The following is a 20983-nucleotide window of genomic DNA, read 5'->3' as shown; positions in this document are numbered from 1 at the left end:
CATGACTTCGACCCTGGATTCCAGGGCGGTCGCCTCCCCTTCCGCGTCCACCCGGACGCGGAAGGGGAACGCGGCGCGCCGCCGTCGCACCGTCTTCTACTTCATCGCCCCGGCGATGCTGGGTTTCCTGATCTTCTTCGGGTACCCGCTGATCGCCACGGTGTACTACTCGTTCACCCGGTACGACCTGATCAACGCGCCGGAGTTCATCGGCTTCGACAACTACGTCCGGATGTTCACCAGTGAGCCGCTGGTCGGTACCGCCGCGTACAACACGTTGTGGCTGGTGATCGTCCTGACCGTGTGCCGGGTGGTGTTCGCGCTCGGCGTGGCCTCGGTCATCTCCCGGCTGAAATCGGGCGTCGGCCTGGTCAGGACGCTGTGCTATCTGCCTTCGCTGGCCCCGCCCGCCGCGGCGACCCTGGCGTTCGTGTTCCTGTTCAACCCGGAATACGGCCCGGTCAACGCGTTCCTGGACTTCGTCGGCATCGACGGCGGCCTGTGGTTCAACGATCCGGCGATGTCGAAGCCGGCGTTGACCCTGCTGGTGATGTGGGGTTCGGGCGAGCTGATGATCATCATCCTGGCGGCGCTGCTCGACGTGCCGCAGGAGCAGTACGAGGCCGCGGAACTCGACGGCGCCGGGCCGGTCCGCCGGTTCTGGCACGTCACGCTGCCCTCGATCTCGCCGGTGCTGCTGTTCGGCATCGTCAACTCGATCATCTTCGCGTTGCAGTTCTTCACGCAGGCGATCGTCGCGGGATCGGCCGCGGCGGGAGCGGCGGACGTCGCGGGCAACACGAAGTTCATCGGCGCACCACAGAACTCGACGCTGACCTATCCGGTTTGGCTGTACGTCCAGGGTTTCCGGTACTTCAACATGGGTTACGCGGCGGCGATGGCGGTCCTGCTGTTCGTCGTCTCGGCCGGGTTCACCTGGATTCTGGTCCGGCAGCTGCGTAAGTCCCAGCATCAGGAGGAGGGCGGATGACCACTCTGGCCGAGCCCAGGCACACCGCCCCGGCGTCCGAACCGCCGAAGGTGCGGATGCGGCGCCAATGGGACAAGAAGCTCTACTGGATCGCGACACACAGCGTGGGCATCGCGATGGGCGTGATCTTCATGCTGCCCATCCTGTTCGTGTTCCTCACCGCGGTGATGTCCAGCGACCAGGCGCTTTCGTCGAACTTCTGGCCGAAGGAATGGCATTTCGAGAACTTCATCGAGGTGTTCGAAAAGGCGCCGCTGCTGCAGTACTTCGGCAACAGCATGCTGTATTCGACACTGGCCACCGTCGGGGCGCTCGTCTCGGCGATCCCGGCCGCGTACGCGCTTTCGAAGCTGAAGTTCCGCGGGCAGAACCTGTTCTTCATGCTGACCGTCGCCGCGATGATGCTGCCCCCGCAGGTCACCGTCGTGCCGTTGTACGACCTGTGGGTGCGGCTCGGGTTCACCGGGACGCTGATCCCGTTGATCGCGCCGTACTTCTTCTTCGACGCGTTCTCGATCTTCCTGCTGCGGCAGTTCTTCCTCACCATTCCGAAGGACTACCTCGAAGCGGCGAAGATCGACGGCTGCAACGAGTTCAAGGCGATGGTCAAGGTCCTGATCCCGATGGCGAAGCCGGGGATCGCGGCCACCGCGATGTTCTGCTTCCTGTTCACCTGGAACGACTATTTCGGTCCGCTGCTCTACACGGGCGAGACCAGGGACAGCTGGCCGCTCTCCCTGGCGATCGCGTCGTTCCGCGGCATGCACCACGTGGAATGGAACCTCACCATGGCGGCCACCGCGCTGATCATGCTGCCGGTGATCGTGTTGTTCGTGTTCGCGCAGAAGTCCTTCGTCAAGGGCATCACATTCACAGGGGTCAAGGGATGAAACTGGCAGTCGTCGGTGGTGGGTCCACTTACACGCCCGAACTGATCGACGGGATCGCCGGACGGCGGTCCACTTTGGACGTCGACGAGATCGTGCTGATCGATCCGGACGCGTACCGGGTGGAGGCGGTCGGGGACTTCAGCAATCGATTGCTGAGCCACGCCGGGCATCCGGCGCGGGTCCGCACCACGTCGAGTCTCGAAGAGGGCGTCGACGGGGCGTCGGCGGTGCTGATCCAGCTGCGGGTCGGCGGGCAGCGCGCGCGTCGCGGGGACGAGACGTTCCCGCACGCCTGCGGCTGTGTCGGGCAGGAGACCACGGGTGCGGGCGGCCTCGCGAAGGCGCTGCGCACCGTTCCGGTGGTGCTCGACATCGCCGACCGGGTGCGGAAGATCGCCGGTGACGACACGTGGATCGTCAACTTCACCAACCCCGTCGGCATCGTCACCCGTGCGCTGCTGAACGAGGGCCACCGCGCCGTGGGGCTGTGCAACGTCGCGATCCACCTCCAGCGCACGTTCGCGCATCTGCTCGGCGCCGGCGTCGACGACGTCAAACTCGTCCACACCGGACTGAACCACCTGAGCTGGGAGCGGAAGGTGCTCGTCGACGGCGAGGACCGGCTGCCGGAACTGCTGGCGGAGCACGCGGAATTCCTCGGCGAGCACGTCACCGCGCCGGTCGAATGGATGCGGCGGATGAACGTCGTGCCGTCGTACTACCTGAAGTACTACTACGGGCACGACGAGCAGGTCGCGAAGCAGCGCACCGAGCGGCCGCGCGCGGACGTCGTCAGCGACGTCGAGGAGGAACTGCTGAAGGTCTACCTCGACCCGGAGGTGGTGACCAAACCGGAGCAGCTGGAAAAGCGGGGCGGCGCCTACTATTCCGAGGCCGCGGTGCAGCTCGTGCACGCGCTCACCTCGGGTGGCCCGGCGGAGGAGCACGTCGTCAACGTGCGCAACGAAGGCACCTTCGACTTCCTGCCGGACGACGCCGTCATCGAGGTTCCGTCCCTTGTGGACGGTGACGGGCCGCGCCCGATCCCGCAACCGCCGGTGGAGCAGCGGTTCGCCGGGCTCATCGCCGGCGCGACCGCGTACGAGCACCTCGCGCTGGAGGCGGCGATCAAGGGCGGCCGCGACCGGGTGGCCGACGCGCTGCTCGCGCATCCGCTGGTCGGCCAGTACACCAAGGCCGATCAGCTCGCCGACTCGCTGGTGCGGATCAACCGCGAGTTCCTGCCGTGGGCGGGGGCATGACGGCCGGCTCATCCGACGTCGTCGTCGCGATCGACGGCGGCAACAGCAAGACCGACGTCCTGATCGTCTCCCGCGACGGACGGGTGCTCGGGCAGTCGCGAGGGCCGGGTGCGTCCCCGCAGAACATCGGGGTCGACGGCAGCGTCCAGGCACTGGAGAAGCTGGCCCTGGAAGCCCTTCGCGGGGCAGGGCTTCCCGCCGATCGTCCTTTCGCGACACATACGTCGGCCTACCTCGCGGGGCTCGACTTCCCTCAGGAGGAAGCGATCCTGCACGCCGCGCTGGCCGCGCGCGGCTGGAGCGACACGCTGATCGTCGGCAACGACACGCTCGCGCTGCTGCGCGCGGGCAGTACCGACGGGACGGGCGTGGCGGTGGTGTGCGGCGCCGGGATCAACGGGGCCGGCGTCAGCGCCGACGGCCGTGAGCACCGGTTTCCCGCGCTGGGAAAGATCTCCGGCGACTGGGGCGGCGGCTACCGGCTCGGCGAGGAGGCGCTGTGGTGGGCCGTCCGCGCCGAGGACGGCCGAGGCCCCGGCACGGCTCTGCAAACCGCCGTCACCGCGCACTTCAAGACGTCTTCGGTGCTGGAAGTGGTTGAGCGCCTGCACTTCGGGGAACTGCACTCCGACTCCATCCACGCCCTGTGCCCGCTGCTGTTCGCCGTCGCGGCGGGCGGCGACGAGGTGGCGCAGGACGTGGTCGACCGGTTCGTCGAGGAGGTCGCCCTCCTGGTGTCGGTCATCCTGCGACGGCTGGAGCTCACCGAGGAGGCACCGGAGGTCATCCTCGGTGGGGGAGTGCTGACCGGGGTCGGCGCGCAGGTGATCGCGGAGATTGAGCGGCGGTGCCTGAAGGTGGCGCCGCAGGCCGCGATCCAGGTGGTCGACGTCGCCCCGGTGGTCGGCGCGGCGTTGTTCGCGCTGGACACCATCGGTGCTTCTGCCGCCGCGAAGGCCTCTCTCAAGGCCGCCACCAAACGGGTCTGAATGTCCGTGAATACCTCCTTCCCTACCTTGAGAGTAGGGAAGGAGGCAATCACGGACCATCGGCTCAAGAAGCGGCGGGGACGAGCGGCTCGTCCGTCTCCAGCAGCGTCTTGAGGTCCGACAGGATCCACGGCCAGCCACCACCGGCGTTCTCGCCCGGTCCGGCGTTGATGTCCTCCTGAGAGCCGTTGACCAGCGCGGCCGTCGTGGGCGCGTCGGTGACGTCGTGGGTGACGGTCAGCCGGGTGCCCGCGGTCTTCGTCTCTTCGATCTCATAGGTGAGCTTGGTGTACGGCTCCTTGTCGAAGGACGGGTCCATCAGCAGCTTCCAGGTGATGACCAGCTTGCGCGGTGGGTCGACCTCGAGAACCTCACCGTCGACCAGGTCGTTCGTGAACCCCGCCTCGACATATTCCGGCGTGGGGTGGGTGGCGTGCTTGCCACCCGGCCGCAGGTCGAAGTCGACGAGACCGGTGTAGCCGTACTTCCGCGACCATTCGGGCTTCGTGATGGCGTCCCAGATCTTCTCCGGGGTGGCCTTGATGTAGACGCGGTAAACCTGGGTGTCGGTCATGAGGGCTCCTCGTTTTCGAGTTCGGCCTTGAGATCGAGCAACGCGGCCACGTTGCGCTCCGTGAACTTGTCGATCCACCGGTCGTGGATCTGCCGGATCGGTACCGGGTTGAGGAAATGCTTCTTCTCCCGGCCTTCCTTGCGCGTGACGACAAGTCCGGCTTCTTCCAGCAGTTTCAAGTGCTTCATCACGCCGAACCGGCTCATGTCCACTTCGGACTCGAGATCGGTCAGCGTGCGGCCGTCACGCGCGAACAGCTGGTCGAGCAGGAACCGGCGAGTCGGATCCGCCAGGGCCTTGAAAACCAGGTCGTCGTCGTGCACATCGGAAGAATAGGTGACCAAAAGGTCACGTGTCAACCCTCGGCTACAGCAGAGCGCCCAGCGGCAGGATCAGCGCGATCGCGACCACCGAGATGACCGTCTCCATGATCGACCAGCTCTTCAGCGTCTGCCCGACCGAAAGCCCGAAGTACTCCTTGACCAGCCAGAACCCGGCGTCGTTGACGTGGGAGAAGAACAGCGAACCGGCACCGATCGCGAGCACCAGCAGCGCGCTGTGCGACGGGTCCATGGTCGCGGCGAGCGGGGCCACGATGCCGGCGGCGGACACGGTCGCGACCGTCGCGGAGCCGGTCGCGAGCCGGATCGCGACCGCGACCAGCCAGCCGAGCAGCAGCGGCGACAGGTTGGCACCGGTGGCGAGGCTGGTGATGACGTTGCCGACCCCGGCGTCGACCAGGGTCTGCTTGAACCCGCCGCCCGCGCCGACGATCAGGAGGATGCCGGCGATCGGCGGCAGCGAGTCCGCCAGCGTGGACGACAGCTTGTCCCGCGTGAAGCCCGCGGACTTGCCGAGGGTGAGCATGCCGAGCAGGACCGCGGCGAGCAGTGCCACCAGCGGGTCGCCGATGAAGTCGAGCACGCGGCGGACGTGGTTCTCCTTCTCCAGCAGGATGTCCGCGAGCGCCTTGCCCATCATCAGCACGACGGGCAGCAGCACGGTGGACAGCGTCGCGAGGAAACCGGGCCGTCGTCCGTCCGAAGAGGACGATTCCGGGATGAGACGTTCCGGCGCGACGGCGTCGGGGACCATCTTCGCGGCCAGCTTGCCGAACAGTGGCCCGGCGATGATCACCGTCGGGATCGCGACGAGCAGGCCGAAGGCCAGGGTGAGGCCGACGTTCGCGTTCAGCGCGCCCGCGGCGGCGAGCGGCCCGGGGTGCGGCGGGACGAGACCGTGCAGCACCGAAAGCCCGGCGAGCGCGGGGATTCCCAGCATCAGCAGCGGTTTCCCGGTGCGCTTGGCGACCAGCAGGATCACCGGGATCAGCATGACCAGGCCGATCTCGAAGAACATCGGCAGCCCGATCAGCGCGGCCACCAGCGCCATCGCCCACGGCAGGGCGCGGTCGCCCGCGCGGCGCAGGATGGTGTCGACGATCTGGTCCGCGCCGCCCGAGTCGGCGAGCAGTTTGCCGAGCATCGCGCCGAGCGCGATCAGCACGCCGACCGAGGCGACGGTGGAACCGACGCCGGAACTGAAGCTCTTGATCAGCTTGTCCACCGGCATGCCCCCGACGAGCCCGAGCACGCCGGAGCCGAGGATCAGGGCCAGGAACGGATGCTGCTTCGCCTTGGTGATCAGGACGACGATCACGGCGATGGCGAGCACCGTCGCGCCGATGAGACGGGTGTCGTGTCCGGTCCAGGCGGCGGCGAGAGTGGTGGTCATCGGCGGTCCTTGAAAGCGGAAAGGGCGGTTTCGACGATCTCTTCCGGCGTCTTCGCGATGTCGGCGACGAGGCCGAATTCGTCCGGCTGCAACGGTTCGAGGTCGGCGAGCTGGGAGTCCAAAAGGGACACCGGCATGAAATGGCCGGAGCGGGTCCTCATCCGGTCGGCGAGCAGGTCGCGGTCGCCGTGCAGATGCAGGAACCAGACGTCGCCACCGCCGCGCAGGATGTCGCGGTAGCGGTACTTGAGCGCGGAGGACGTCACGACGCCGCCGGTGGACTGGTGATCGGAGATCCAGTCGGCGATGGCTTCGAGCCAGGGCTGCCGGTCTTCGTCGTTCAGCGGGTGGCCGGAGCTCATCTTGTCGATGTTCGCCTTCGGATGGAACGTGTCCGCTTCGGCGTAATCGACGCCGAGATGCTCGGCGAGTGCCGTGCCCACGGTCGTCTTTCCCGAGCCGGAAACGCCCATCACCACGATGACGGTCATCCGTACCTCCCACGTCGTTGTAGCCGGGACGAGTACAGCTCAAAAGTACTACTTAAGCAACATCAAGTACTACTTAATCGAGTCAGAACGTTATGGTCGCCTGGTGGGCAACGACAGGCATGCCGAAGTGCTCGACGCTCTCGGCTCCGCGATCGCGAACGGGGAGCTCCCGCCGGGCTCCGTCCTGCGCTCGGAGGAGCTCCAAGAACGGTTCGGCGCGTCGCGCACGGTGGCGCGCGAGGTGGTGCGCGTCCTCGAAACGATGTGCCTGACCAGCAGCAAGCGCCGGGTCGGGGTGATCGTGCGCGAGCCGCGCGACTGGAACCATTACGACCCGAGACTGCTCCGCTGGCAGCTCGACGGATCCGAGCGGAAGACCGCGCTGCGCACCCTGACCGAACTGCGTTCCGGCGTCGAACCGTGCGCCGCCCGGTATGCCGCGCTGCGGGCGACCCCGGAAGAAGGCGGCCGTCTCCGGGCCTTGGCGAAGAGACTGGAGGAGACGGCGCGTCAGCGGGACCTCGAAACCTTCCTCGGGCACGACGTCGCGTTCCACGATCTCCTGCTGTCCGCGTCGCGGAATCCGATGTTCGCGCAGCTTTCGGCGGTCGTCGCCGCGGTGCTCGCCGGGCGCACCGGGCACGGGCTGATGCCGGAGCAGCCGCAACCCGAAGCCGTCGCCCTGCACGTCGAGGTCGCCGCGGCCGTCGACGCCGGTGACGCCGGCCGGGCAGAACGCGCGATGCGCGACATCGTCATCCAGGCGCGTGACGAGATGGCCGTCCTCCTGGACGGATGATCTTCGAGTAATCTCTGCAGGTCTTCGAGGGATACTGCATGCGGGGGGCGACGTGAGCGCGGCGCGCGCGATCGGCTTGGTGTTGGGGGTGGCCGCGGACGGGGTGATCGGAGACCCCCGGTCCAGGCGTCCGGTGACGGTGTTCGCCAGGGCGGCTTCGGCGGTGGACGCGAAGGTACGGTCGAAGCATCCGGCGGCCGGAATCCTGTGGACCGGTGGACTCGCGGGCTCCGCCGTGCTGGCGGGCGTCCTCGCCGAACGCGCCGGACGGCGCAGCCCCGTCCTGCAGGCGACCACGACCGCGGTGACCACCTGGGCCGTCCTCGGCGCCGCCGGCCTGGCCGCGCACGGCACGTCACTGGCGCGGGACCTCGAAGAAGGCGAACTCGAGACCGCGCGCGGCACACTGTCCACACTGGACCCCCGTGTCGCCGACGATCTCGGCGTCATCGGCCTCTCGCGCGCTTCGGTGGAGACGCTCGCCGAGAACACCGCCGACGTCGTCATCGCGCCGCTGGTGTGGGGAGCACTGGCCGGTGTCCCCGGTCTGCTCGGCTCGCGTGCGATCAGCCTGCTGCGCGGCCTCGGACGCGGACGTCCCGAGCGATACCGGTGGCTCGTCGCCCGGCTGGACGAGGTCGTCCACCTGGTGCCCACGCGGGTCGCGGCCGGCCTGACCGTGCTCGCGGCACCGGTCGTCGGCGGCTCGGCTGGCGGTGCGTGGCGGGCGTGGCGGCGGGACACCACCGCGCACCCGAGCCCGAACGCGGGCCGTGTCGAGGCCGCGTTCGCCGGGGCGCTGGAGATCCGGGTCGGCGGGCGGACGGTGTATCCGCACGGGGTCGAGGAACTGCCGGTGCTCGGTATCGGCCGCAACCCGGACGCCGGACACGTGACGCGGGCCGTCGAACTCTCGCGGGTGGTCGGGTGGCTGGGCGCGCTCAGCTCGGTCGTGCTTGCGGGTGTCGTCGGGTTTTGGCGACGGCGGCGCTGACTCGGGCGTTGATGTCGCGAAGGTGCCCCTTTGAGACGTTGAGCGTCCCAAAGGGGCACCTTCGCNGCGGGTGGTCGGGTGGCTGGGCGCGCTCAGCTCGGTCGTGCTTGCGGGTGTCGTCGGGTTTTGGCGACGGCGGCGCTGACTCGGGCGTTGATGTCGCGAAGGTGCCCCTTTGAGACGTTGAGCGTCCCAAAGGGGCACCTTCGCGACATCCTCTTCCGATCCTGCCCGCGCTCGGGGCCGCCGCGCGGGGGAGCAGGGGACCTTTGCTACCACCTGGGGCTCTGACCTGCGAAAAGAGAGCAGGGGACCTTTGCTACCGCTCCCGTCGCGCCAGCTGCGCCCGCGCCCGTGCGTCCATCGGGCCGTCGCGCCGCGCGAGCTCCGCGTCGATCCGCGACCGGTCGGCGGGCTGCTTGTTCCCGCCGAACTTGAACTTCGCCCGCACCCCGGTCACGGTCAGCTCGACCCCGCGGATGCCGGGCAGAACCCGCTTGTCCGGCGCCTCGGTGGCGCTCACCCCCAGCCGGTCCGAACCGGGCTCGAAATGCGCGAGCTGCCGGTCGAGGAGCGCGGCCTTCTCCGCGGCGTCGTCGATCAGCCGGACGTCGCATTCGAGCTGGACGGACGCGTAGTACGAGGTCGGCACCCCGTGCGGCGGGTCGGCCGGGGTGTTCCAATCGGAGCGGATGTAGGTGTGGTCGTCGATCACCGACAGCAGGGCGCGCGGGTGTTCCTCCAGCAACGGCCAGACCGGGTTTGGGCGCGCGAGGTGCAGCAGGACCGTTCGGTCGCCGTCGTAGACGAAGTGCGCGGGGTTGACGATCGGCAGGTCGCGGCCCGCGCCGCCGGCGATCAGCTGGCCGAAATCGTGTGCGGAGAGCCAGGCCTGCCATTCGGCGTCGTCGTGGGCGGCGTCCCACGGGTGAATCAACATGATCGAAGGGGATCACGCGGAATGGACCTATGAAAGGGCCATTTTCGCGCCAGATCAGGTGGCCACTTCGGAGCGTTCGTCCTCGGCCAGCATCTCCGCGACGCTCTTGCGCCGCTGTGGCCGTTCCGTGGCCAGCACGCCGCCGGGCTTCAGCTCGCGGACGGTGAAGTACAGCCAGCCCATCAGCGCCATCGCCCCGAACGCGATCCACTGGAGCGCGTAGGAGAAGAACGGCCCGGCGTCGGTCTGCGGCAGCGGCAGCGCGCCCAGCACGCCGGGCTGGTTCACGTCGAGCTGGAAGTAGCCCGGCCGGATGTCCAGCTTCGCGGCCCGCGCGACGACCTGGGAATCGACGACGTAGCTCTGCAGCTTCCCGCCCGTCGACTCGTCGGCGAAGGCGTCGCGGTTCTTCCCGTCCTTCTCGTCGTGACGGGCCCGCGTGACGATGTCGACCGTTCCGGTGGGAGGCGGGGCGAAGGGGAGCGCGCGCGACTTGTCGTCGAGCCGGACGTATCCGCGGTCCACCAGCACGACCGTGCCCTCGACGGTCCGGAACGGCGTCAGGACCTCGTACGCCGCTTCGCCCTGTACGGAGCGCAGGCGGGCCACGACCTCGCCCTCGGGCAGGTACGTTCCCTTCATCGCGACCAGGTGCCATTCGGTGCGCTGATCAGGGGCGGCCCCGTTGGGAAGCAGCTGGTCCAGCGACCGCGGCTGGCCGGAGAACGACTCCCGCAGCGCCGCGTTCTGGTGCTCGCGCTCGGTGTTGCGGGAGAACTGCCACGGTGCCAGCAGGGTGAAGCAAGTGATGGCGAAGGTGAACACCACCAACGTCAACGCCAGCCACCCGGGCTTCAGCAGGAACTTCAACCGCACCCCACCACGGTAAGCGGTCGGTCTCAGGCGTGTGCGCGCACCCAGTCGAGCAGGCCGGGAACGGCCCGCTCGATCATGCCGAGGACGTCCTCGAAACCGTCGTCCTCGCCGTAGTACGGGTCCGGGACCTCGGCTCCTTCGGGCGCGGACGGGTCGAACTCGCGCAGCAGGCGGACCTTCGCCGGGTCCGACACCTTGCGCCGAAGGAACGACAGGTGACTCTCGTCCGCCGCGAGCAGCAGGTCGGCGGCCAGATGCCCGCGGTCGACCTCGGCCGCGACGTGGCCGGTCGGGTAACCGTGCTCGGCCAGCTTCGCGCGGGCCCGCTTGTCGGCGGCCTCGCCCACGTGCCAGCCGCCGGTTCCGGCGCTGGACACCTGGACGAGGTGATCGAGACCCGCTTCCTCGGCCTTCGCGCGGAAGACGAGCTCGGCCATCGGGGAACGGCAGATGTTGCCGGAACAGACGAAGACGATGTGCAGCACCCGATCAGTGTGATGGCCGCCGGAGATCGACCGTTCACCGGCTCCGAACGGCTGCCGGGCGCGCGAAGCTGGAAAGCCGGGACGAAGCGGGAGTAGACCTCCTGGAGAGAAACACGCAGGAAGGTCGCGTATGAGCGCACCAACACCCAGCGTCGAGTCGCCGGCAACCGGGCTCCGCTGGTACCGCATCACCGTCAAGCTTCCGCACCCCTACGAGGTCGGGCGGATCCTGTCGGAGCACCACTTCGTCCAGGCGAGATCGCCGAAAGAGGCGATGACCAGGATGCCGTTGCACCTCCGGTCGAGCGCGTCCGTCGCGCCGTACCAGGTCGTCCGGCCCGACTTGCCCGATCAGGCGACGAAGGCCTACCGGGCGATGCTGTGGACGGGCCGCGTGGTGCGCGCGGCCGGCCGCTGGGCGATCAGCAAGGACGCGAAGGCGCTGGACTGAGCCGGGCGGTAGCAAAGGTCCCTTGCTTCCTTTCTGCAGGTCAGCGGCCTGGGTGATCGACCTCGGGGATGTCGCGAAAGCCACTTTCGGGACATCTGACGTCCTGAAAGTGGCTTTCGCGATCGCGAAAGCCACTTTCGGGACATCTGACGTCCTGAAAGTGGCTTTCGCGACACGGGCCGCGGCCGAAGCGGTAGCAAAGGTCCCTTGCTCCCCCGGCGGGCACTGTGTGGATGTCGGGTCACCCAGCGCACCAAAATCCACACGGTCACTACCCGCGGTAGGGGGTGTGTGGAGATAGGGACACTCAACGTCTCTAAATCCACACACCTCGAAGCGGTAGCAAAGGTCCCTTGCTCCCTTTCCGCAGGTCAGCGCCGCACACAGGCAGACCGCACCGACTCCGCGAGCGCCCCCGAGTGCAGCCGGTCCAGCCCGCGCCGCGCGTCGGTCAGCCGCACCGTGACCGCGAGCCGCGCATCGCACGACCGCCGCGCTCGAGCGTCCCGCGTGGCCGCGAGTTCCGTGAGCAGCCCCGCGTTCAGCCGGTCGATCACCGGCCGCACCTCGGTCCCCAGATCGGGCCGTCCGGGCGGCCGCGTGCCGGGGTGCTCGGTCCACCGCGCGTACAGGCCGCGCTGCACGACCTTGTTCGCCTCGATCTGGTCGCGGAAGAACCGCACCACAGCGGACGGATCGAGACCGAGACCGGGCGCCTTCGCGGCCACTGAGTCGAGGATCTGCTGTTCGCGCACCGGATCGTCGATCGGCGACGGCGTGCCGAACTTCGCGGCCGCGACCTTGTCGGCGATCTGCACGCGCTGAGCGGCCAGGTCGGTCAGTTCCCAGAGCCCCGAAGACGCCGACGCGGGCGCCGGTAGCAGCACGAGAAGCAGCGAGGCGGCACAGAGCACCCGAAGTCGCATGCCCGGAAACGCTACATGCGAAAATCCCCAGGTGCCCGCGCTAGCCGAAGTCATCGCCGCCTTGGAGCAGGCGTACCCGCCCGAACTCGCCGAATCGTGGGACGCCGTCGGACTCGTCTGCGGCGACCCGGCCGAGCAGGTGGACAAGGTCCTGTTCTGTGTCGACCCGGTCGACGAGACCGTCGAAGAGGCGATCGACAGCGGCGCGCGGCTGATCGTCGCGCACCACCCGTTGCTGCTGCGCGGCGTCCACGGCGTGCCGGCCGACAGCACCAAAGGGCGTCTCGTGCACCGCCTCATCCGCGCCGGAGTCGCTCTCTACTGCGCGCACACCAACGCCGATTCCGCGTCGCCCGGCGTTTCCGACGCGCTCGCCGACGCCATCGGCCTGACCGTCCTCGGCCCGCTCGACCCCCGCGAGGACGGCGTCACCGGTATCGGGCGAATCGGCGAGCTGCCCGAGCCCGAACCGTTCTCCGCCTTCGTCGAACGCGTCGCGAACGCCTTGCCGCGCACGGAGCCGGGCGTCTACGGCGCGGGCGATCCCGGACGGCCGATCCGCCGTGTCGCGGTCTCGGGCGGTTCCGGCGACAGCTATCTCAAGCGCGCCACCGCGGCCGGTGTCGACGCGTACGTCACGGCCGATCTCCGGCATCATCCCGCCGGCGAGCATCTCGCCGAGATCGCCGAAGTCCCCGCCCTGGTCGGCGTCACGCACTGGGCGAGCGAATGGCCGTGGTGCGAGCAAGCCTCGGCCGTCGTCCGTGCCGCGTTTGCGGGTAACGTCGACGTTCACGTCTCCACGAGGTGCACCGACCCGTGGACGCTACGGGCCACCCGAACCGAGCACTGACAATCCAAGGAGCACCGTGAAGGCCGATCCCGCCGTCCAGCGCCAGCTGCTCGAACTCGCGAAGGTGGACGCGGAACTCTCGCGTACCGCCCACCGTCGCCGCACCCTGCCGGAGATCGCCGAGATCGACGCGGGCGAGAAGACGGTGCGTGAACGACGTGACGCGCTGGTCTCGGTCCAGACCGCGGCGTCCGACCTCGACCGCGAGATCGCGCGCCAGGAGAAGGAGATCGAGTCGGTGCGCGCCCGCGGCGACCGCGACCGCAAGCTCCTCGAATCCGGTTCCGTCGCGGCGAAGCAGATGACCGACATCGAGCACGAGCTGAACAGCCTCAACCGGCGCCAGTCCGCGCTGGAGGACGACCTGCTCGAACTGATGGAGCGCCGCGAGGCGCTCGAGCTGGACGCCCAGCGCACCAGCGCCGAGGTCGCGAAGGCCGAGAACGAGGTCGCCGAAGCCGTCAGCCGCCGCGACGAGCACTTCACCGACCTCGACACCACGAAGGCCCGCCGCGACGAAGACCGCGCCAAGCTCCTGCCGCGGTTCCCGGAAGACCTGCTGAAGCTGTACGAGCGGGTCCGTGCGCAGAAGGGCATCGGCGCGGCGCTGCTGCGGGCCCGCCGCTGCGGCGCGTGCCAGCTCGACATCGACCGCCGCGAGATCGCCGAGATCAAGGCGGCCCCCGAGGACAACGTCATCCAGTGCGAGAACTGCGGCGCCATCCTGGTGCGCACGCTGGAGTCCGGCCTGTGACCGACCACGTGCTCGTCGAGGCCGACGGTGGTTCGCGGGGCAACCCGGGGCCCGCCGGATACGGCGCGGTCGTCAAGGACGCGGCCACCGGCGAGGTGCTCGCCGAGCGCAAGGCGTACGTCGGCATCGCGACCAACAACGTCGCCGAGTACGGCGGCCTGATCGCCGGGCTCGCCGCGGCCGCCGAGCTCGGAGCGTCCACAGTGGACGTCCGGATGGACTCGAAGCTCGTGGTGGAGCAGATGTCCGGGCGCTGGAAGGTCAAGCACCCGTCGATGCAGCCGCTCAACGCCGAGGCCAAGGAGCTGGCGGCGCGGTTCTCGCGCGTGCGCTACGAGTGGATCCCGCGCGCGGAGAACTCCCACGCGGACGGGCTCGCGAACGAGGCGATGGACGCCGGGCGCGAGGCCGAGAAGCAGGCGGAAGCGCCGAAGAAGACCGTGAAGCAGGACAGGGTCAGCCCGGTCGGCTGGACCGGCGCGACCGGGACACCGACCAAACTCCTCCTCGTGCGGCACGGCCAGACGGCGATGTCGGTCGAGAAGCGGTACTCCGGCCGGGGCGACGTGCCCCTCACCGAGCACGGCAAGCAGCAGGCGGCCGCCGCCGCGAAACGCCTCGGCGCGATGGAGGGCCTGGTCGTCGACGGCGAGGCCGCGCCGATCATCGCCTCACCGCTGATCCGCACCCAGCAGACCGCGCAGGCGATCGCGGACGCGCTCGGCGGCCGGGTCGAGACCCACCCCGGGCTGATCGAGACGGATTTCGGCGACTGGGAAGGCCTCACCTTCAAGGAGGCCATGGACCGCGACCCCGAATTCCAGACCAGCTGGCTTTCCGACACCTCGATCGCGGCGCCGGGCGGCGAGAGCTTCGACGGCGTGCACCGGCGGGTCCGCAAGGCCCGCGACGAACTGATCGCGAAGTACGGCGGCCGGACGCTCGTACTGGTCAGCCATGTCACGCCGATCAAGGCGCTGCTGCGGATGGGCCTGGACGCCGGGCCGTCGCTGCTGTTCCGCCTGCATCTGGATCTGGCGTCGCTGTCGATCGTCGAGTTCTATCCGGACGGCAACGCGTCGGTGCGGCTGGTGAACGACATCTCGCATCTTTCCTGATCGGGGAAGGTGTGGCGCGGATCACGCCTGGATATGACGCGTCGGAAGCCGCCAATGGGGTATTGGCTACAGTTTCGGGCGACGGCACGTGAGCGAAAAGGCAAAGACGGGGACATGACGGCGAGCGCACTCAGCGAGGCTTCCGAAAAAGACGTGCCCGACCCGGCCGAGACGCCGGCCCGTCGTGGCCTGGCCGCCCGTGTCGCGCCGTACCTGGCGGTGCTCGCCGGGGTGGCGGCGCTGGCCTGGCACGCCACCCTCTACGGCCACTGGATCGTCGACGACGCGGCCATCACCTTCTCCTACGCGCGCAGCTTCGCCGACGGGCTCGGCCCGGTGCTGCAGCAAGGGCAGCCGTCGGTCGAGGGCTGGTCGAACTCGACGTGGCTGGTCGCGCTGGTGCTCGGCAAGCTCGTCGGTGTCTTCGACAGCGGCATGCTGTTCGGCCTCCCCGACTACGTCATGTTCCCGAAGCTGCTGGGGCTCCTGTTCACCGCCGGGACGCTGGCCGCGTGCCACATCATGGCGAAGCAGATCTTCGCGCGCTTCGCCTGGCTGGCGACGCTGGTCGTCGGGCTGACGCTCGCCGCGATCCCGTCGTTCGTCATCTGGACCATCTCCGGCCTGGAGAACTCCCTGTTCGGGATGGCCGTCGCCTGGCTCGCCGCCCTGCTGTTCGTGGCCGTGCGCAAGGACACCGTCCTCACCGCGAAGGTCGCGATCTGGTCCGGGGTCCTGGTCGCGTTCGCCGCGCTGACCCGCCCCGAAGGCCTGATCTACGGCGGTGCGTACCCGCTCGTCGTGCTGTTCCAGCTGCGGAAGCCGCTCCTGGGCCAGAGCATCAAGCTGATCGTGGTGTCCGTGGTCGCGTTCGCGATCCCGTTCGGGGCGTACCTCGCCTGGCGGATCGCGGAGTTCGGCAGGCTGCTGGCGAACCCGTCCATCGCCAAGGGCCAGGGCCTGCCCGGGCTTTCGGCGCTGAAGCAGCCGTTCGAACTGGTCGGCTACGCCGGTGTCGCCGGGACGATCCTGCTGGCGCTGACCATCGGTTACGCGCTGGTCCGCGCGGAATGGCGGCGCGCGCTGATCGCGCTGCTGGTGCCGCTGGCGCTGGGCATCATCGCGTACGGCGTGATGGTCCCGGACTGGATGGGCCAGCACCGGTTCGCGACCCCGATCTGGATCCTCGGCGTGCTGGCGGGAACGCTGGCCGCCGGTGAACTGATGCGCCGCTCGCGCGCGGTGCTGCGCACCGTCGTGGTGCTCGTGCTGGTCGCGGCCGCGATCCCGTCGGGGATGGGCTTCGCGTCGGCGTCGAAGAAGTTCCAAGAGGTCCCGACGGTCCCCGCGTGCCTCATCGCCGACCGTTTCGGCCGCGGTTTCAACACCATGGCCGACATCCTCGGTCTCCAGCAGGCGTCGCTGCTGCTGCCCGACCTCGGCGGCTCGTCGATGACCAGCCGTCTGCACCTGGTCGACATGGCCGGGCTGGTCGAGGCGGACGTCGCGGACTTCGTCAAGAACGGCGACATGCCCGGCCTGCGCGACTACGTGTTCGACAAGGTCAAGCCGACCTTCATCCACTCGTGGGGCCCGTGGGCCGCGGGCAACGGCATCACCGTCGACCCGCGGATCGACCGCGACTACGAGCCGATCTTCGTGTACCCGGGCAGCGGCCCGCGGAACGGTGACTTCGTGCGCAAGGACGCCATCACCAGCCCGGACAAGCTGAAGGCCGTCCAGGACTACGCCGCGAAGACCATGCCGGAGGTCGAGAAGGCCCGCTTCGGCGGCCCGCTCAAGGACTGCGGCCCGACCATGCATCCGGGCCAGACCGTCTACCTCCCGTAACCCGCGTTTAGTCCTCTGGATGCGGTCCACCGCATCCAGAGGACTAAACGCGTTCCAGGTCCGCCTCCTTCTCCCGGATCACCGGAAGCACGTGCTTCCCGAAGTACTCGACGTCCTCCAGGTAGTGCAGGAAGCCGAGCAGCAGCAGGTTCGCCCCGCGCTTCTTGTATTCGATGGCCCGGTCCGCGATCTGCTCGGGCGTGCCGATCAGCCCGGTGCGGAAACCGTCGTTGTACTGCACCAGATCCTGGAACTCCGAGTCGGCCCACATCCCCTTCTTGTCCGATGTGGAGCTTCCCGCCTGCTTGACGGCGTTGCGAAAGCCCTCGACGGCCTCGGTGTTCGCCTTCTCGACGATCTCGCGCAGCACGGCCTTCGCCTCGCTTTCGGTCTCGCGTGCGATCACGAAGCCGTTGAGCCCGAAGCGGACGGTATGGTCGTTCTTGGCCGCGTAGCCGCGGACTTCCGCGACCTGCTCGCTGAATCCGTCGAAGTCTTTGCCGTTGCTGAAGTACCAGTCGGAGACCCGGCCCGCGAGCTTCCGCGCCGCGGTGGAGTTGCCGCCCTGGAAGATCTCCGGATGCGGCCGTCCGACCGGTTTGGGTTTGATGTCGAAATCGTGGATCCGGTAGAAATCGCCGCCGAATTCGGCGTGGTCGCTGGTCCAGAGCTCCTTCAGTACCCGGATGAACTCTTCGGAACGGCGATACCGTTCATCGTGTTCGAGCCACGGTTCGCCGAGGTTGGTGAATTCGTCCTTGAACCATCCGCTGACCACGTTGACCGCCGCGCGACCGCCGGAGATCACGTCCGCGCTGGCGATGAACTTCGCCAGCACCCCGGGATGCCACAGTCCGGGATGGACCGCCGCGATCACCTTCAGCCGCTGCGTCGCGAGCAGCAGCGCGAGGCTGAACCCGGTTGATTCGTGCTGGTAGGCGGCACCGTAGCTGGCCGTGTAGCGGACCTGGCTCAGCGCGTACTCGAACCCGCTGTTCTCCGCGAGGACGGCGAGTTCCCGGTTGTACTCGTATCCCCAGTCGGTGCGCTGCTCGATGTCGCTGGTGACCAGGCCGCCGCTCACATTGGGGACCCAATAGGCGAATTTGAGTGGTTCGGATTCGATTCCCGGCATGTCGCGGAGTGAACCGCCGTGCGGGCGAAATCGTCAATCGGCGTCCACGCGCTGGGACCGGCCGAGCGCGGAACTCAATTCGGTGCGGCCGGTGATCCCCAGTTTCCGGTAGGCCCCGGACAAATGCAGTTCGACCGTGCGACGGGTCAGGTGCAGCGCCTCGGCGATCTCCCGGTTGGTGAGACCTTGTGACGCCATCAGCGCGACGCGGTACTCCTGTTTGGTGAGGCCGTGTTCGTTGTCCTTCGCCGTGGTGAGGCTGGCGCGCGCGTCCCGCAACGCCTCGGCGGCCCGTCTCGCGAGCGGCCGCGCCCCGCAGTGCTTGCCCGACTGCGTGGCCATCCGCAGCGTGCCGATCGCCTTCTCGGCCTGCCCGTGCCGGGCCTGGAGCAGGCCGAGTTCGGTCAGCGCCTCGGCCAGCGCCAGCTTCGCGGGCGATCCGCCGAGGACGTCGACGGCCTTGGTGAGCAGGCGTTCGCCCTCCTCGCCGAGGCCGTTGTCGCGGACGAGCCCGGCGGTGGTCAGCGCGCCGCCGAGGATCCTCGGCGATCCCCAGCGCCCGGCGGCGTCGAGATCCTCCTCGGCGAGCCGGGCCGCCGCGTCGGTGCGCCCGAGCGCCAGCGCGGTGCGGGCGGCGTGCGCGCGCCAGGGGGCGAAGCCGGGGAAGCGCATGCCGTGGTGTTCGAGACGGCGGCCGCAGCCGCGCAGGTCTTCGTAGCCGAGCTCCGGCTCGCCGGTGGCCGCGCGGAGCCTGCCGCGGGCGTAGAGCAGGTAGTTGTGCGTGAAAAGTGCTTGTGTGGCCGCGAAATCGATTTTGCCCAGCGCCGCGTTCGCGACGTCGTGGCGGCCGAGGTCGACCGAGACCTCGATCAATCTCGCCGCGCACAGCACCGCGATCGGGCACCGGCTGAGGGCGCCGCGTTCGTCGAACTGCCGCACCAGCGATTCGTAGTGGACGCTCGCCCGCACCAGATCGCCGCCCGCCTGCACGGCGATCCCGCGGGCGAGGGTGGCCAGCGCCCCCTTCGGCACGTGGAAGTCCCAGGGCAGGCGTTTCGTGTCGAGCACTTGGCAGAGCTTGTCAGTGAGCGCGGGCTCGTCGGCGAGCGCGGCCGTCGCGAGCGTGAAGAAATAGGGCTGTTCGAACAGTTCGGGCTGCTCGCCGGACAACGCCTCCCCGAAATGCCGGACGGCGTCCGCCGAGGACTTCCCGCTGCGCACCGCGTCGAGCGCGAGCAACCCCGACCGGCTCTGCTGCGCGGCGGGATCGTTCAGCGGCGCCCATTGCCGCTCGAAATCGCGGAAGTCCGGCGGCGGCCCGAGCCTGCTGCCCGCCTCGGCGAGATAGGTCATGCAGAGCAACGGCCAGACGGCGTCGGGCCCGCCCGTGTCGAGCCGGGCGGCGAACTGGCCGGCGGAGTTGATCGCCAGCCGTGCGTCCGGGCCGCAGCACAGCGAAAGAATCATGGCCGTCGCGACGAAGGCCGCGGTTTCGCGGTCGTCGATGTGGTCGATGGCCTCGCGCACCCTGGCAGGCGCCGAATCCGGGTCGCAGTGGAATTCCGCGTGCGCGAGCTGCAGCAGGATCGCCATCCGCTTGCGTTCGCTGAGCCGTTCTTCCAGCGCCCGCGACAGGAACCGGATGGACAGCGCCGGGTCCCCCTCGACCACCGAGTGCCGCGCGGCGAGCCGCAGGACGTCGACCGCCCAAGGGATCCTGATCGCGGTCGCCTCCAGGAGATGCGCGCCGACACGCTCCGGCGCGGCACCCGCGTCGTGCAGGAGCCGTGCCGCACGGGCCTGGGTGACCGCCCTGGTGGTGAGGGGCATGTCGGCGAGCACCGAGTTGCGGACGAACCGGTAGGTCAGTGCCGGCCGGTGGCTGTTGCTCAGCAGGTGCACGCGCACCATCGTGTCGATGGCTTCCATCGCGGTGCTCTCGTCGACCCCGGACAGCTGGGCCAGCAGGTCGAAACTCGCGTCCTCGCCGAGGATCGCGACGGCTTCGAGCATTTTCGGCGCGGCGGTGTACTCGTGCATGCGGACCCGCAGCACCTCGCCGATCATCGCCGAACCCGCGGTGTCCAGGTCCATCCCCGGGACCAGACGGCGGCCCAGCGCGCCGAGCAGGAACGGGTTGCCGCCGGTGACCTCGCGGCATTCCTCGGCGAACCGCCCGGGAGAGACCCGGAGGAACTCGGCGACGTGCCGGGCGCCGAGCCCGCGCAACAGGATCGTCGCCGGAGTGCAGCCGGACATCTCCAGCAGCGCGACCTCGCCGGTCTGCACATGGCCGACCAGCGAGGTCAGCACGACCATCACCGGCAGGTGCTCGACCCGGTGGCGGATGTAGGCGAGACAGCGCATCGACCACGGGTCGGCGAGGTGGATGTTGTCGATGCCGAGGAAGACCGGCCCCTGTTCGGCCGCGTGCCGGACGGCGTGGAAGAAGGCGTCGAGCGCCTCGGTCTGTTCGTCTTCGGTCCGGGGACGGCGGTCCGGCAGCGATTCGGTGGCGTGCGGGGCACGCGGCCTCGGTGATCCGGGGACGGCGGGCGCGTGGGTGAGCCCCTCGATCAGCTGGCGGCCGACCCCGCCGCTCAGATGCGTCTCCAGCCGGGACGCGGTGGCGATCGCGACGGTGAACCCGGCCGCTTCCGCGAGCTCGCCCGCCGCGGTGAGCATCGACGACTTGCCCATGCCGAACTCGCCGACCACCACCGCGCTGACGGCCCGGCCGGTCAGGGCGGCCCGGAGCAGCCCGGTGATCGTGCCGAGTTCGCTGTCTCGGCCCAGCAGCCCTGCGGCGCGGCGCTTCGGTACCGAAGGCCCGCCGAAGGGGCTCTCGGGATTTACTTCGGTATGCACCG

General features: G+C 69.0%; 21 protein-coding genes. 11 read left to right on the top strand and 10 right to left on the bottom strand.

Features of this window, described 5'->3' with window-relative positions:
* The first annotated feature begins 1 nt into the window (after position 1).
* Genes ACXIZN_RS27485 through ACXIZN_RS27470 form a run of 4 tightly spaced genes read left to right on the top strand, consistent with a single transcriptional unit; the run spans position 2 to position 4132 of the window.
* Positions 2–991, top strand: coding sequence for a carbohydrate ABC transporter permease (locus tag ACXIZN_RS27485; RefSeq protein WP_192746522.1), 990 nt, complete (start codon positions 2–4; stop codon positions 989–991).
* The gene (locus ACXIZN_RS27480; protein ID WP_457957824.1) at positions 988–1881 is read left to right on the top strand and encodes a carbohydrate ABC transporter permease; all 894 of its coding nucleotides are present in this window, start codon (positions 988–990) and stop codon (positions 1879–1881) included. Before ACXIZN_RS27485 ends, ACXIZN_RS27480 begins: the two co-directional genes overlap by 4 nt.
* Positions 1878–3143, top strand: coding sequence for a 6-phospho-beta-glucosidase (locus ACXIZN_RS27475; RefSeq protein ID WP_457957822.1), 1266 nt, complete (start codon positions 1878–1880; stop codon positions 3141–3143). The genes ACXIZN_RS27480 and ACXIZN_RS27475 overlap by 4 nt, the downstream gene beginning before the upstream one ends.
* The gene (locus tag ACXIZN_RS27470) at positions 3128–4132 is read left to right on the top strand and encodes an N-acetylglucosamine kinase (protein WP_457957820.1); all 1005 of its coding nucleotides are present in this window, start codon (positions 3128–3130) and stop codon (positions 4130–4132) included. The genes ACXIZN_RS27475 and ACXIZN_RS27470 overlap by 16 nt, the downstream gene beginning before the upstream one ends.
* A gap of 64 nt (positions 4133–4196) precedes the next feature.
* Here the strand turns inward: ACXIZN_RS27470 and ACXIZN_RS27465 are convergent, their stop codons facing one another.
* From ACXIZN_RS27465 to ACXIZN_RS27450, 4 genes are read right to left on the bottom strand one after another with little or no spacing between them, the layout of a single operon-like run.
* On the bottom strand, positions 4197–4706 hold the full coding sequence (locus ACXIZN_RS27465; RefSeq protein ID WP_457957818.1) for an SRPBCC family protein: 510 nt from the start codon (positions 4704–4706) through the stop codon (positions 4197–4199).
* Positions 4703–5029 (bottom strand): ArsR/SmtB family transcription factor, encoded by a 327-nt coding sequence (locus ACXIZN_RS27460; protein WP_457957817.1) that lies wholly within the window; start codon positions 5027–5029, stop codon positions 4703–4705. Before ACXIZN_RS27460 ends, ACXIZN_RS27465 begins: the two co-directional genes overlap by 4 nt.
* A gap of 43 nt (positions 5030–5072) precedes the next feature.
* Positions 5073–6440 (bottom strand): GntT/GntP/DsdX family permease, encoded by a 1368-nt coding sequence (locus ACXIZN_RS27455; RefSeq protein ID WP_457957815.1) that lies wholly within the window; start codon positions 6438–6440, stop codon positions 5073–5075.
* Positions 6437–6931 (bottom strand): gluconokinase, encoded by a 495-nt coding sequence (locus ACXIZN_RS27450; RefSeq protein ID WP_457957813.1) that lies wholly within the window; start codon positions 6929–6931, stop codon positions 6437–6439. The genes ACXIZN_RS27455 and ACXIZN_RS27450 overlap by 4 nt, the downstream gene beginning before the upstream one ends.
* Positions 6932–7034: 103 nt before the next feature.
* On the opposite strand from ACXIZN_RS27450, the gene ACXIZN_RS27445 reads away from it, so the two are divergent.
* Together ACXIZN_RS27445 and ACXIZN_RS27440 are read left to right on the top strand one after the other, a co-directional pair.
* On the top strand, positions 7035–7730 hold the full coding sequence (locus ACXIZN_RS27445) for a FadR/GntR family transcriptional regulator (RefSeq protein WP_457957811.1): 696 nt from the start codon (positions 7035–7037) through the stop codon (positions 7728–7730).
* Positions 7731–7782: 52 nt separating this feature from the next.
* Entirely contained in the window at positions 7783–8724 is a 942-nt protein-coding gene (locus tag ACXIZN_RS27440) for a cobalamin biosynthesis protein CobD/CbiB (protein ID WP_457957810.1), read from the top strand.
* Between the two features lie 319 nt (positions 8725–9043).
* Here the strand turns inward: ACXIZN_RS27440 and ACXIZN_RS27435 are convergent, their stop codons facing one another.
* The 3 genes from ACXIZN_RS27435 to ACXIZN_RS27425 are packed head-to-tail and all read right to left on the bottom strand — an operon-like array spanning position 9044 to position 11025.
* Complete coding sequence (locus ACXIZN_RS27435; protein WP_457957808.1) at positions 9044–9664, bottom strand: FMN-binding negative transcriptional regulator; 621 nt, start codon at positions 9662–9664, stop codon at positions 9044–9046.
* Positions 9665–9718: 54 nt separating this feature from the next.
* On the bottom strand, positions 9719–10540 hold the full coding sequence (locus ACXIZN_RS27430; protein WP_457957806.1) for an SURF1 family cytochrome oxidase biogenesis protein: 822 nt from the start codon (positions 10538–10540) through the stop codon (positions 9719–9721).
* A 23-nt stretch (positions 10541–10563) separates the two neighbouring features.
* Entirely contained in the window at positions 10564–11025 is a 462-nt protein-coding gene (locus tag ACXIZN_RS27425) for a low molecular weight protein-tyrosine-phosphatase (protein ID WP_126736548.1), read from the bottom strand.
* Between the two features lie 130 nt (positions 11026–11155).
* Between ACXIZN_RS27425 and ACXIZN_RS27420 the strand changes: the two genes are divergently transcribed.
* A complete protein-coding gene (locus ACXIZN_RS27420) occupies positions 11156–11476 on the top strand; it encodes a hypothetical protein (RefSeq protein WP_192746498.1) in 321 nt (106 codons plus the stop codon).
* 371 nt (positions 11477–11847) lie between these two features.
* On the opposite strand, the gene ACXIZN_RS27415 is transcribed toward ACXIZN_RS27420, so the two are convergent.
* Positions 11848–12402 (bottom strand): chorismate mutase, encoded by a 555-nt coding sequence (locus ACXIZN_RS27415; RefSeq protein WP_457957805.1) that lies wholly within the window; start codon positions 12400–12402, stop codon positions 11848–11850.
* Positions 12403–12433: 31 nt separating this feature from the next.
* On the opposite strand from ACXIZN_RS27415, the gene ACXIZN_RS27410 reads away from it, so the two are divergent.
* The 4 genes from ACXIZN_RS27410 (at position 12434) to ACXIZN_RS27395 (ending at position 16978) form a co-directional block, all read left to right on the top strand.
* A complete protein-coding gene (locus ACXIZN_RS27410; protein ID WP_457957803.1) occupies positions 12434–13255 on the top strand; it encodes a Nif3-like dinuclear metal center hexameric protein in 822 nt (273 codons plus the stop codon).
* Positions 13256–13271: 16 nt separating this feature from the next.
* The gene (locus ACXIZN_RS27405) at positions 13272–14009 is read left to right on the top strand and encodes a zinc ribbon domain-containing protein (protein WP_192746495.1); all 738 of its coding nucleotides are present in this window, start codon (positions 13272–13274) and stop codon (positions 14007–14009) included.
* Positions 14006–15127 (top strand): bifunctional RNase H/acid phosphatase, encoded by a 1122-nt coding sequence (locus ACXIZN_RS27400; RefSeq protein WP_457957801.1) that lies wholly within the window; start codon positions 14006–14008, stop codon positions 15125–15127. The genes ACXIZN_RS27405 and ACXIZN_RS27400 overlap by 4 nt, the downstream gene beginning before the upstream one ends.
* Before the next feature lie 114 nt (positions 15128–15241).
* Entirely contained in the window at positions 15242–16978 is a 1737-nt protein-coding gene (locus tag ACXIZN_RS27395; RefSeq protein ID WP_457957800.1) for a hypothetical protein, read from the top strand.
* A gap of 43 nt (positions 16979–17021) precedes the next feature.
* On the opposite strand, the gene sfnG is transcribed toward ACXIZN_RS27395, so the two are convergent.
* On the bottom strand, positions 17022–18113 hold the full coding sequence (gene sfnG / locus ACXIZN_RS27390; RefSeq protein WP_457957799.1) for a dimethylsulfone monooxygenase SfnG: 1092 nt from the start codon (positions 18111–18113) through the stop codon (positions 17022–17024).
* A 33-nt stretch (positions 18114–18146) separates the two neighbouring features.
* Positions 18147–20981, bottom strand: a complete 2835-nt coding sequence (locus ACXIZN_RS27385; protein ID WP_457957797.1) for a BREX system ATP-binding domain-containing protein — start codon at positions 20979–20981, stop codon at positions 18147–18149.
* Between the last annotated feature and the right edge of the window lie 2 nt (positions 20982–20983).

It is taken from the genome of Amycolatopsis sp. TRM77291 (assembly GCF_054166285.1).
This window is presented reverse-complemented; position numbering and strand designations above follow the sequence as displayed.